The 12,507-nt window shown below is 69.8% G+C and carries 10 protein-coding genes and 1 pseudogene; 3 read left to right on the plus strand and 8 right to left on the minus strand.

Annotated elements, in window-relative coordinates; translation table 11 throughout:
- Window positions 1–22: 22 nt before the first annotated feature.
- Both VGR06_RS16970 and VGR06_RS16975 read right to left on the minus strand, forming a co-directional pair.
- A complete protein-coding gene (locus VGR06_RS16970) occupies window positions 23–985 on the minus strand; it encodes a hypothetical protein (protein WP_327560048.1) in 963 nt (320 codons plus the stop codon).
- Between the two features lie 477 nt (window positions 986–1,462).
- Complete coding sequence (locus VGR06_RS16975) at window positions 1,463–2,038, minus strand: vWA domain-containing protein (protein ID WP_327560049.1); 576 nt, start codon at window positions 2,036–2,038, stop codon at window positions 1,463–1,465.
- A gap of 151 nt (window positions 2,039–2,189) precedes the next feature.
- Between VGR06_RS16975 and VGR06_RS16980 the strand changes: the two genes are divergently transcribed.
- On the plus strand, window positions 2,190–5,150 hold the full coding sequence (locus VGR06_RS16980; protein WP_327560050.1) for an AfsR/SARP family transcriptional regulator: 2,961 nt from the start codon (window positions 2,190–2,192) through the stop codon (window positions 5,148–5,150).
- Here VGR06_RS16980 and VGR06_RS16985 read toward each other — a convergent pair.
- From VGR06_RS16985 to VGR06_RS16995, 3 genes are all read right to left on the minus strand, one after another.
- The gene (locus tag VGR06_RS16985) at window positions 5,147–6,421 is read right to left on the minus strand and encodes a helix-turn-helix transcriptional regulator (protein ID WP_327560051.1); all 1,275 of its coding nucleotides are present in this window, start codon (window positions 6,419–6,421) and stop codon (window positions 5,147–5,149) included. The two genes, VGR06_RS16980 and VGR06_RS16985, sit on opposite strands and share 4 nt — an antisense overlap.
- Window positions 6,422–6,559: 138 nt before the next feature.
- Entirely contained in the window at window positions 6,560–6,733 is a 174-nt protein-coding gene (locus tag VGR06_RS16990) for a hypothetical protein (RefSeq protein ID WP_327560052.1), read from the minus strand.
- Window positions 6,734–6,871: 138 nt separating this feature from the next.
- The gene (locus VGR06_RS16995; protein ID WP_327560053.1) at window positions 6,872–7,426 is read right to left on the minus strand and encodes an NUDIX hydrolase; all 555 of its coding nucleotides are present in this window, start codon (window positions 7,424–7,426) and stop codon (window positions 6,872–6,874) included.
- A 201-nt stretch (window positions 7,427–7,627) separates the two neighbouring features.
- On the opposite strand from VGR06_RS16995, the gene VGR06_RS17000 reads away from it, so the two are divergent.
- On the plus strand, window positions 7,628–9,841 hold the full coding sequence (locus tag VGR06_RS17000) for a hypothetical protein (RefSeq protein WP_327560054.1): 2,214 nt from the start codon (window positions 7,628–7,630) through the stop codon (window positions 9,839–9,841).
- Window positions 9,842–9,853: 12 nt separating this feature from the next.
- Here VGR06_RS17000 and VGR06_RS17005 read toward each other — a convergent pair whose 3' ends face one another.
- Together VGR06_RS17005 and VGR06_RS17010 are read right to left on the minus strand one after the other, a co-directional pair.
- On the minus strand, window positions 9,854–10,732 hold the full coding sequence (locus tag VGR06_RS17005; protein ID WP_327560055.1) for a winged helix-turn-helix domain-containing protein: 879 nt from the start codon (window positions 10,730–10,732) through the stop codon (window positions 9,854–9,856).
- Window positions 10,733–11,069: 337 nt separating this feature from the next.
- A complete protein-coding gene (locus VGR06_RS17010; protein WP_327560056.1) occupies window positions 11,070–11,855 on the minus strand; it encodes a thioesterase II family protein in 786 nt (261 codons plus the stop codon).
- 140 nt (window positions 11,856–11,995) lie between these two features.
- Between VGR06_RS17010 and VGR06_RS17015 the strand changes: the two genes are divergently transcribed.
- Complete coding sequence (locus VGR06_RS17015; RefSeq protein WP_327560057.1) at window positions 11,996–12,208, plus strand: MbtH family protein; 213 nt, start codon at window positions 11,996–11,998, stop codon at window positions 12,206–12,208.
- A gap of 61 nt (window positions 12,209–12,269) precedes the next feature.
- Here VGR06_RS17015 and VGR06_RS17020 read toward each other — a convergent pair.
- Window positions 12,270–12,470: pseudogene (locus tag VGR06_RS17020) on the minus strand (response regulator transcription factor); the annotation flags it as partial.
- Between the last annotated feature and the right edge of the window lie 37 nt (window positions 12,471–12,507).

Genomic DNA, 12,507 nt, shown 5'->3' on the forward strand with positions numbered 1-12,507 from the left:
CCCACGTCTGTGCCGGACCTGGCTAATAGGCCCAGCGGGCGCCGTAGGCGAGGCTGGGGGTCAGGTCCCGGAACCGGAGGTGCACGTCGCCGCAGGGGTCCGGGGTGAGGGACTGGTGGTGCGGGACCGGGTCGTCGACCTCGCGTTGGAGCACCTGGTGCAGCAGCCAGATCCGGGGTGGCGGGCGGTCGCGGTCGAACCGGACCCGCAGGTCGAACAACTCGCACGGGAAGCGGGGCACGCAGACCACGTGCGGACGCACCAGTTCGCGTTCCGGCAGGCGGAAGTGCAGCGCGAAGTCATGCGTGTCGCCGCAGGCCAGCGGCCGGGGCAGGGCCAGGGTGAAGGCGAACCGGTCGGACGACTCCATCCAGTGCTTGGTCAGCGTGCCGCCGTGGACGACGCCCACGTCCAGGCGGCCGGTCCGGGCGGCGGCCGCCTGGAGGTGCGGCGCCACCAGGGTCACCGCGAGGTCGAGCTGGGTGAGGTCGTTCTGGTGGGACACGATCGTGCGCTGCTCGATGGCCTCCGGGAACGTCCGGTCGGCCACCAGCGTGATGCCGAGCTCGGTGGTGTGCCATCCGGTGTCGGCCCCGGCGATGGCCGCGACCCGGTCGACCGAGCCGATCATCAGCTGGGCCAGCTGGTGGATCCCCTCGTCGACCCGCCGCCGCGCGGTCCGCGGATCGCGGTCCAGCGCCAACCCGGCCCAGCGGACCCGTTCCTGGTAGGTCGGCAGGCGCGAGTCCGCGCTGACCGCGAACGCGGCGAGCACCGCGACCCGCAGGTCCGGCGGCAGCGCGCCGGACAGGACGTCGAGTCTTCTGGCGAGCTTCCGCCGGATCTCGGCCGGATCGTCGCCGGCGACCACCTGGCAGGCCTCCTGCAGCGCCGGCCCGACCCGCTCCCCGATTCTGCTCGCGTAAAGACCCCGTCCCTTGCGCAGGGTCTTCAACTCGTTAACCAGTTCCCCATGCACGTCCATTTGGCATCAATCCGTCTTCAGATGGATTTGTCGGGTCGTTTCCCGTTGCCCCTCCCACCGGGTGCGGGAAACGCATTGCCGGAGCCGACCGGCCACCAGCACAGTTGGGACAAGCGCCGCGCGGTATGACCGGCTCACATGAGAAGAGACGCAGATGAACATCTTGTGCGCGTTCTCCGTCACCATGCGGATGACGCTTCTGGCCTTTGTCGCCGGACTCGCCATTGGTCTCGTTCTCGGCTACCGTACGAGCGTTGATCCGCCCGAGCAGAGCCGGCCGCCGGCGGCCGGAGCCTCGTCGCCCCAGGCCACCGGCGCTCCCACCCTCGGCTGGTCCGTTCGGCCCCACTAATGAACCTCCATCGGATTACCTCCCGCCTGACAAGTCCACTCCGGAATCAGCAGCGGCCGGTGGACATCCTGGACCCCGGGGATGGACCGGATATGGACCAAACCTGCATACGTGCCAATCACGGCTCACGAACCGGCCAGCAGGCACCTGGCGAACCCGCACAGGGCCGCGCCCGGGCTCACCGCCTCCCGCCCGACGAAGGACCGGAACGTGCCGACCCTGCCGATCGTGGCCGGATCCGCGTCCCCGACCCCGAACGCGATCATGTTGGGATGCGCCGGCCAGGACGGATCGGTCAGCGCTGCGTGGGCCGCCGGCCAGGTCACCGGATCCGTCGGCTGGCCGTCGGACAGGAAGAACACGGCCGGCCGGTGCACCCGGTAGTCCTGGGCGGCGAGCGTGGCCGTGTCGCGCTCGATGGTGTCACGCAGCAACGTGAACGCGGCGCCGAAATTGGTGGCGCCGGCCGGGGTCAGCCCGTCGACCTCGGTGATCTCGCGCGGGCGCCGCAGCGGCACCACGACCGTGGCCGAGTTGGAGAACCCGATCACGCAGATCCGGGTGCGGTCCGCCACGACCGGGTCGGCGCCGGCCGTCCGGCACAACTCCAGGACACTGCCGTTCACCGCGTCAATGTGCTCCGTCATGGAGACGGAACTGTCGCAGACGACATAGCAGGGCAACACGTATGGGGATGGCATATACGTGGTTCTCCTCGACAGAGCTGCCGGACAAGTCACGTCAGCGTGCCGTCGAGACGTTGATGGAACATGGACCAGAAAAAGATCAGCCGGGCGACACCGGTGGCATGGTTTCGGCGATGTTTCCCTCGACGAGAAGTGGGAGACAGGTGTGGAGTTTCGGTTGTTGGGCCCGTTCGAGGCGTGGCACGACGGCGCCCCGGTGGAGCTGGGTGATCTTCAGCAGCGCTACATCCTGGTGGTGTTGCTGCTGCACCTGGGCCGGCCGGTGGCCACGGACCGGCTGATCGCCACGGTGTGGGGGGACAACCGGCCGAGGACGAACCTGGTTCCGGGCTACATCGCCAAGATCCGCAAGCTGCTGAAGGACGCCACGGAGGTGTCCCTGGACACCACCCCGACCGGGTACGTGCTGCGGGTGCCCGAGGACCGGCTGGACACCGTCAGGTTCACGAAGCTGTGCGAGGAGGCGGACCAGGCCCGGCGCAACCGGGACCGCGACCGGGCGACGGCGCTGTTGCGGACCGCGGTGGCCCTGCGGCGGGGTCAGTTCCTGGAGGACCTCGACATCGACCGGGTCGGCGGCAGCGAGGTGATCTCGCCGGACGAGGCCTATTTCGACGCCCTGGGTGATCTGGCCGAGGGCGAGCTGGCCGAGGGCAACCACCGGTGGGTGCGCGACCAGCTCTGGCCCGCGGTGCACGCCGAACCCAGCCGGCAGCGGCTGGCCCAGTTGCTGATGCGGGCACTGCTGACCAACGGAGACCGGGTCCAGGCGATGGAGGTCTATCACCGCACCCGGGAGGCCTTGGACGAGTACGGCATGGAGACCTCCACCGACCTGCGCCGCCTGGTGTGGCTGGCGCAGCACGGCGAGCCGCTGAGCACGCTGCCGCCGCGGCCGGCCACGTTCACCGGGCGGGCCGAGGAGCTGCAGGTGATCGAGTCACACCTGCGGGAAGAGGGGCCTGGTCTGGTGTGGTTGAGCGGGTTGCCCGGGGTGGGCAAGACGGCGTTGGCGGTGGAGGCGGCGCACCGGCTGCGCAGCCGGTTCACCGACGGCCGGCTGTTCATCGAGCTCAACGGGTTCACCCCGAACACCGAACCCACGCCGGCAGCCGAGGCACTCGCTCGGCTCTTGGCTGACCTGGAGGTGCCGGCCGAGCGCATCCCGGCCGGCGCGGCGGCCCGGGCGGAGCTGTACCAGGACCGGCTGGCCGGCACGCGCACCCTGGTGGTGCTGGACAACGCCCGGTACGCCGAGCAGGCCCGGCCGCTGCTGCCCGAGGATCCGGGTTGCCTGGCGATCGTGACCAGCCGGGTGACCGGGGACCTCGACGCCGGCATCAACCTGCGGCTGCGCCCGCTGCCGGCGGACAACGCCGCGGAGCTGTTCCGCCGGCTGGTCGGGACCCCGCGCGTGCACGGCCGCTCCGCCCAGGTCACCGACGTGGTCACACGCTGCGGCCGGCTGCCGCTGATGATCAGGGTGGTGGCCGCCCAGTTCCGCCGGCACGAGCAGTGGCCGCTCGACCATCTCATCCGGATGCTCATGCAGGCCGGGCCCTGGCGCCGGGACGCCGGCTTCGGCGACACCGGCGCGGTCCCTTACCTGGTGTCCTACCAACAACTCGACGGCCCCCAGCGCACCCTGTTCCGGCTGCTCGGCCACCTCCCCGGCCACGACCTGAGCGGCTACGGCGCGGCCGCGCTCATGGCCTGCGACCTAGCGGACGCTCGGAAGTTGCTGGACGGGCTGCACGCGATAAGCCTGCTCGAGGAGAGCACCCCGGAGCGGTACCACCTGCTCGACCCGCTCAAGGAGTTCGCCACCTCGCTCGCCGGCCCGGACGGCCCCCACGAACCGGCCGAGGCGCTTGGCCGGCTGCTCGACTTCTACCTGGTCACCACCTCCGCGGCGGCGGCCACGGCATTTCCGTTCGATCGCGAACAGCAGCCGGCGGTGGAGCGGAAGTGCCTGGTGATGCCGATGTTTCCGGACCAGAAGGCGGCATTGGCCTGGCTCGGCGCGGAGCGGCCCAACCTGGTCGCCGCGATCACCTACGCCGCCGAGCACGACTTCCCGGAGCACGCCTGGCGGCTGGCCGTGTTGCTGTCGCGGTTCTTCGGCACCAGCGGGCATCTCAAGGACTGGACCCAGACGCTGGAACTGGCCAAACGCACAGTACTGGCCAACCAGGACAACCGCTCCGGACAGGCTCACGTGTTGCTGCGGCTGTCCACCGCGCACTGGCGCTCCGGGCGGCTGACCGAGGCACTCGAGGTCGCCGCGCAGGCGCTGACCCGCTGGGTCGCCCTGGGCGACGTCCAGGGCGAGGCCGACACACTGTGCGCCATCGCATTGCCGATGGTCGGTCTGGGTGATCACGAGCGGGCCATCGCCCATTTCGGCGCCGCGCTCGACAGGTACGAGAGGACCGGGGACCGCAGCGGGCAAGCGCATGCGCTCAGCCAGCTCGGCGCCCTCAACGAGCAGCAGGGCGACCTGGAGTTGGCCGAGCGCCAGCAGGTCACCGCCGTCGAGCTCCTGCGCACCGTCGGCTATCCCCGCGGTCTGGCGCACACCCTGGACAACCTGGGCTCGGTGCGGCAGCGCCTGGGCCGGCTGGACCAGGCCATGGCCAACCACGCCGAGGCACACGCGCTGGCCGTGGACATCGGCGACCGCAGCCTGCAGGCCTACACCCTCAACTACATCGGCAACGCCCACCGCCGCGCCGGCCGCCTCAACGAAGCGGTCCAGTACCAGGAGCAGGCCGCTGCCGCCGTCGCGAACACGATCACCGACGCGAACCTGCAGACCCGGCTACACCTCGACCGGGGCGTCACGTGCCAGGCCCGCGGCGAGCAACCGGCCGCCCTCGGCGCTTTCCAGTCAGCCCTCGACCTGGCCACCGGCACCGGCGACCGCCGCACGCAGGCCCAAGCCCATCACGGCATCGCCCAAGCACTGCACGCGCTCGGCGAGCATGACCGCGCCACCGGCCACTGGCACACCGCCGAGGCCGAGTTCGACCAGCTGCGCGCACCCGAAGCGGACGAAATCCGCCACGAACGCCAGCAGTTGCCGTGCGCCTGCGCCGGTGGTTAACCCGCCAGCTGGGTGGTTCTCAAGGCGCGGCTCAGGTCCGGGTAGAGCTCGCGCACGGCGTCGTGGTTCCGCCGGCGGGCCAGCGTGATAGCCAGTTGCTTGAGGTCGGACCGGATCGTGGCGGAGTCGACCGGAACGGCGTCCGCCAGGACTTCCCGGGCCAGCAGGCAGGCGTGATCGATCTCCCCCTCCGAGGCGTAGGCAAGAGCCCGGATGCTCCCGAACCGGGCGCGGGCGCGGCGAGCGGACGCCGGAATGTGAACCACGTGCCGGTCGAGGAGCTCCGCGGCCTTCGCCGGAGCGCCAAGGTGGTTGAGCGCCCAGGCACGGATCAGCGGCACCTCGTCGGTCACGCTGGACGAGCCGAGCACCAGACCATGGGTTCCGGCCGGGTCGGCCACGGCGAGCAGCTCGGCGGCCCGGTCGAGCGCACGCTCACACGCGTCGCGGTCGCCGTCGAGCGCGTGCCCCTGCGCCTCGCACCGCGCCGCGAGACCGCGAATCCGCGGACCCACCCCGCGGTCCGCCTGCGCGAGCTGAGCCAGTTCGATTGCGCTGAGCAGGTCGTGCCGGCACAGGGCGATCTCCGCCTTGCGAACCAGCGCGTAGCTGGCCAGCTGCTGGTCCTGGCCGGCCTCGGCGAACACCACCGCGCGCCGCAGCCAGTCGAGTGCCGCGGGCTCGTCACCGGCTTCCTGGCTCAACCAACTGGCGTACTCGGCCACTCGCGAGGCGAGCAGCAGCAGCTGGGTGCGCACCGGTTCCGCGTTGCCCTCGGCCAGCGCACGCAACGTGCGCACCTGCGAGATCACCGGGTCCAGCACGACGGCCGGGCTGGTCAGCATGCCGAGGCGGCGGTAGTCCTCGAACGAAGCTCGCAGGCCGGTGATCACCTGCTCGTCGACGGCCGGCCGCATCCCGCGGGTGACCGCGAGGCCGACGATCGCCCCGGCGCCGGCCAGCACCCGGCGGCGATCAAGGTGGTGGCGGGGGTCCCCGCCGTCGTCCAGCGACATCAGCCACACCTCGTCATCGCTGCTCTCCTCGGCGACCTGCGGCCCGGGCACGGCCGGGACGAGAGCGGAGAGCACCCCGCCCGCGTCCAGCTCGGCGTCGCACCGCCGGGCCAGGACCGGGTTCGGCGGCTTCAGATCGTTTTCGATCTTGCTTAAATAGCTCTTGCTGTAGTTGATCCGCCGGGCCAGCTCGCTCATTGAAATGCCAGCGGCCTGACGGTGTAGCCTCAACTGTGTTCCAAATGACACAGTCACGGCGCCTCCCAGGTGACGTCCCTCCCCTGCCTCACCCGGATTACATCATTTGTGACAGGCGGGCGCAATATCATCCCGGCGGAGCCCGGCCTCCCGACGGGAATTAATCCGGGGTGGCCGGGCGGCGATCCAGGCCCGTCACTTGTCCCACAGATGGTCGTCGACCCCGGCTGGGGACGGGTTCTCGCTGGAGCTTCCGGTGTCCGCAATCGACGGCGCGGTGCTGAGAACCGGAATCGCGAGGGCGAAGAACACGGCTCCGGCGAGCGCGGCGACCTTGGCCGGGTTCAGGGCAAAACGGAGCAAGGACATGACGGCCTCCATTGTGTGATCGGCGCCTGCCAGGTTTGATTTCGGGCGCCTACAAAGAGGATTGGCGATGTCCTGCGCACCAACAAGAAGGTGACCGTTTCCAACAGAATGGGAAACGGTCAACGGGCGGAATTGTTCCTACGGCGTGATTCGGCCCAGGGCGAAGGCGCTGAGCACCGCGAACGAGCTGCCGGCGTGCGGCAGCTCGCCACCGCGCACCATCGCCAGGACCCGCTCGAACGGCAGCCAGTGCAGCTCGAGGTCGGCTTCCCCGGCCTCCAGCCGGGCCGGCCCCTGCCGCAGCCCGGTGGCCAGGAAGGCGTGCTCGCGGAGGTTGGTGAACGAGTCGGCGCAGGTGATCGCCCCCAGGCGCTCCAGCCGGTCGGCCGAGATCCCGGTCTCCTCCCGCAGCTCGCGGCGGGCCGCCGCCTCCGGGTCCGGATCGGTGGCCTCGATCCGCCCGGTCGGCAACCGCCACTGCGGCGCGTCATGCACGTAAATCCACTGCCGGGTCACCGCCAGCCGCCCGCTGTCGTCGACCGCGAGCACGGTCACCGATCCCGGCACGATCACGTGGTCATACGTTCCCCACGACCCGTCCGGCCGGGTCGTCTCGTCCCGGCGCACCTCGAACCACCTGGACGAGAACATCACCGTCGACGACTGGCGCGACCAGGACGCCGTTCCGCTCACGGCTCCTTCGATCATGCGGCCAGTCAATCACAAGGGAACGCAGCGTAACGGCCTGACACGTCCTGACCGGAAAATGCCCAAAACACCCTCAGATCGGCCATGGCCACGGAGGCATGCCGTGATCTAACGTGCCATGCGCATGTGTGCATCGGGGTGCGCACGGGTGGGCCAAGGGGCGCACTGAACAACGAAAGGGATTCCATGCGACGTAGACGATTAGTGGGAGCCGCGGCCGCCCTGCTGCTCGTTCCTGTGCTGCAGGTGCTTCCGGGGTCGACGGCCGGCGCGGCGGGGCCTTCGGGTACCGCATCGGCCGACGCGCCCGACACCAGGGAGCTGAAGCGCACGGACTTCACGCTCGACGGCAAGAAGGTCGACACCCCCCAGCGCTACCAGCCCAGCGCCCAGCGACGCGCCGCGGTGGCCGCCACGACCCCGCCGGTGGGCACCGTGCGGCAGTGGCTCGGCCTGGACGACTTCAACGGCATCCTCTACCGCAAGAACTACACCCTCAAGGGCGTCGGCGACAAGATCGAGGTATGGGTCTCCAACGACACCGCATTCCCGGCCGGTGACTGCCGCGCGCAGATCCCCAACTCCACCACGGTGACCGACGCGCAGGTGGCCGGCCTGGTCGACCAGTTCGACCACAACATGTTCCCCAAGGAGACGGCGACATTCAGCACGCCGCCGGACCGGGACGGGAGCAACTCGCTGATCCCGCCGGACGCCAACGGCAACGGCGGCGTCTACACCGGTGCCGGCGACAGGACGGTCGCGCTGATCGACAACGTCCGGGACGACAACTTCTACGACTTCCCGGCCGCGCCGACCTACATCGCCGGCTTCTTCTCCGCGCAGTTCAACCAGCTGTTCGACCGCAACGTGATGACGATCGACGCGTTCGACTGGGCGCACCGCACCGGCGCGACCGTGCCGGACGAGCCGACCAACGACCTGTGCACCAGCCGGCCGGCCCGGCCGCGGCTGTACGAGGGCACGTTCGCGCACGAATGGCAGCACCTGCTGCACTTCTACACCGACCCGTTCGAGACCACCTGGATGAACGAGGGCCTGTCCGACTTCGCCCAGACCCTGGTCGGCTACGTGGACGGCACGAAGACCGTGTTCGACAGCGGGTTCGACAACCACATCAACTGTTTCCTCGGGTTCGGCAGCGTGCAGACGCCGTTCAACACCAACCCGAGGGACTGCGGCGGGCCGGAGAACTCGCTGAACCTGTGGAACGAGGGCGAGACCGGGACCAAGGTGCTCGCCGACTACGGCAACGCGTACTCGTTCATGCTGTTCCTGTTCGACCGGTACGGCACGGCGTTCATGTCGCGGCTGCACCGGGACGGCGCGCTGCAGGGCTTCGCCAGCCTCCGGGCCGCGCTGCAGGGCGTCGGCGTCACCGACATGTACCAGGTGCTCCACGACTTCCAGACGATGAACCTGGTGGACAAGATCGTCGGTGACTCGCGCCGAGGCGTCATCCTCGGTGTGCCGAAGAACCGGGTGACCACGCCGAGCCTTCGCTCCACGGTCAACTTCGGCAACCCGGACGTGAACAACGACCCGGGTGCCGGCCCGAACGGCGCGGACTACGTGCAGCTGCAGAAGGCGAACGGCACCGTCCTCAATGGACGCGACCTGCGCTCGCTCAGCTTCCAGGGCGCGCGGGCACTGCCGCCGCTGCCGCTGATGTGGACCGTGGTGTCCAACGACCCGGACCGGAACGGCAACCCGGTGTTGTGGTCGGGCAACAGCACCAACCTGGACGCCGCGGCGGTCACCTCGGTGACGGTGCCGGCCACCGACCCGACGCTGCGCTTCCTGGCGAAGTACGGCGCCGAGTTCGGCTTCGACTACGCCTACGTGCAGGTCTCCACCGACGGTGGGGCGACCTACACCTCGGTGGCCGGCGACAAGACCGTCGACGCGCCGCTCGGGCCCGGACTCAACGGCACCACCACGGGTTTCGAGGCGCACTCGTACGACCTTTCCGCCTACGCCGGGAAGACCGTGCTGCTCAGCTTCCGGTACGTCAGCGACGGCGGCGTGAACGAGGGCGGTTTCCTCGTCGACGACGTCACCCTCGGCGGCACCGCGATCAGCGACGGCGCCAGCCTGGACCGCTTCGACTCCCCCACGGAGGTCAAGCCGATCCAGGTCAACAACTGGAACCTGCGCCTGATCGGCGTCGACGAGCAGCACTCGCTGGCCCTGCAGGTCGAGTTCAACGGCAAGGACTCCGTGCGCCTCGGCCGGCTGCAACTCCTCCTGCTCTCCCTGTTCCCCAAGGTCGTCGCCGTGGTCGCCTACGACGAGCCGACCGAGCAGGTGCAGCAGTACGCCCCCTACACCCTCACGGTGAACGGCGTGACCCAGCCGGGTGGCGCCAGCACTCCGTAACCTCTTGTAACCTCATGTCGCCGGTTGTGCCCCCGACGCGGATCGCGTCGGGGGCACACCCCTGTCCACGGGGTCGTAGTTCTGCAGCAGGGCCATGCCGAGCGAGGTGAGGGCGTGCAGAACGGTGTTGCGGTTGCGGCAGGTGGTGATCAGGCCGGCTTCGCGCAGGATGGAGGCGTGCTGGCTGGCACCGGCGGAGGAGATGTTGAGGCGCTGGGCCAGTTCGGTGGTGGTGCAGCTGTCGGTCAGGGCCTGCAGGGCGGCGGCGCGGGTGTGGCCGACGAGCGCGGAGAGGGCCTGGTCGTTGGTGTCGGGGGCGCTGCAGAGCGCGGTGACCGTGGCGGCGGAGATGGGGATGGGGAAGGCGAGGGTCGGCGGGCCGTCAGGGTTGCCGGCGCCGAGGATGCAGGGTTTGTCGTAGAGGAACAGGGACGGGCAGAGCTGCAGGCCGCGGCCGGACAGGTGGACGTCGACGTCGCGGTCGGCGGGGGCCTCGAGGACCGGGGCGCGCCAGCGCAACTTCGGGTGCAGCGTGCTCAGCAGGTGCTCGACCCCTTTGGCGATCACGATGCGGCCGCGGGCGTCCCGCTCGACCTCGAGCTGGGACTGCACCCGGCTCCAGTACGGATCCACGGCGGCCTGGCGGAACTCCAGCAGCGCGGCCAGCATCCGCGCGCGCCGCTGGTCACCGGTGCCGGCCGGCCGGTCCAGCACCCACAGCAGGTCCGGCACCGGGCGGTGGTACCGGGCCAGCGCGGCGAGCGCGTCGGCCCGCCCGCCGAGCCGGTGGCGGACGTGCCGGCGCCAGCCGTTGAACGCGACGCTTCCGCCGCGCACGAACAAATCCAGGGCGAACAGGCTCTCGGCCAGCGGGCCGAGGGTGGCTCTCATCCGGACCCGGGCCATATCCTGGGCAATGAAGTGAAATCTTAACACGCGAAAACCCCCGACAATTTCAGCGCACGTAGGAATGCCCGATGACGGTGGGTTCGCCGCGGTGATGCCGGCGCTCGCGAGTGGTACGCTATGCGACCAAAGGCATCGAAAACAGCAGGTTAACACCGGCGCAAGGGGAACCGGCGAGCGAAGGGTCGCGTCCTTCTGAGATGCCGCCGTCTTCTTGCGTCCAGTTGCAACGCTAACTCGCCATTGTTGAGCCGGCAACTCGGCCCACACTATGAGAGAACGACTGACCACGCCGGTGGTTATGCAAGAGTGTTCTTCGGCTTTATTCGCCGGCAACCAATTCAGCGGTAAACCTGGATCTACCGCCATTCGGCGCCCCGGTGGCGGCGTCGAGGCGGGTGCCGATGTCGGCGACCAGCCCGGCCTCGCCCGACACCAGGTAGAAGTGGTCGCCGGGGAACACCGCCAGGGCGAAACCGGCCGTGGTGATCTCGGACCAGGCGCGCAGCTGCCCGACCCCGACGGTCGGGTCCGCGTCGCCGGCGTAGGCCACCACCGGGACCTGCACGAGCGGCTGTGACGGGCGGTAGGAGTCGGCGACCTGGTAGTCGGCCCGGATCACCGGCAGCATCAGCTCGCGCATGTCCGGGTCGTCCAGCACGGCGGAGTTGACCGGGTCCAGCATCCGCACGTCGGCGAGCAGGGTTTCGTCGTCGTGGTGCACGTCGCGCGGCCGGTGGTGCCGGGGCGGCAGCCGCGCGGAGACGAGCAGCAGGACGATGTCCGCGCCGTGCGACCGTTCCAGCCGCACCGCGACCTCGTGCGCGAGCGAGGCGCCCATGCTGTGGCCGAACAGGGCCAGCGGCCGGTCCAGGAACGGCAGCAGGGCGCTGGCCACCAGGGTGGCGAGCCGGTCCATCCGGTCGACGCAGGGCTCCCGCAGCCGGTCCTGGCGGCCCGGATACTGCACGGCGAGCACCTCGACGTCGTCCGGTAGCCGGTGCGGCCAGGAACGGTAAACGCTGGCCGAACCCCCGGCGTGCGGAAAGCACACCAGCCGGACCCGCGGCTCGGACACCCGCCGGTACCGGCGAAACCAGTCGGTCATGTCCACACCTTTCGGCGGATAGGCCACGCTACCGCGCCACCGGCCGTCCGCCAGCAACATTCGGCCCTGACTGAACACCCTTGCCACCGCCGGTGGAAACGGTAAATGATCGTGCGCGGACGACCGGCGAAAGGACTCCGATGTCCAATCCCTTCGAAGACGAGAACGCCACCTACCGGGTGCTCGTGAACGACGAGGGTCAGCATTCGCTCTGGCCGTCCTTCGCCGAGGTGCCCAGCGGCTGGCACGTCGTGCACGACGAGGACACCCGCGCGGCCTGCCTGGAGTACGTCGAAACCCACTGGACCGACATGCGCCCGGCCAGCCTCATCCGCGCCATGGAGGAGCGGTGATGCCCTGAAGGCGGCCTTCAGGGCGTTGAGTGTCCCGAAGGACGCCTTCATCGCGCTCCAGTCAGCCGCGCAGGTAGGTGAGGACGGCGAGGACCCGTCGGTGACCGTCCGAATGGGACAGTCCGAGTTTGGTGAAGATGCTGCCGATGTGCTTGGCGACGGCGGCGCGGCTGATGCCGAGGGTGGCGGCGATGTCGGCGTTGGTCCGGCCCTGGGCCATGACCGCCAGCACTTCACGTTCGCGGGGTGTGAGGCGGTCCAGCGACCGGGTCACACCCCTGGTATCGCTCACGAAACGA

The sequence above is a fragment of the Actinophytocola sp. genome, from assembly GCF_036002505.1.
GTDB lineage: Bacteria > Actinomycetota > Actinomycetes > Mycobacteriales > Pseudonocardiaceae > DASYTH01.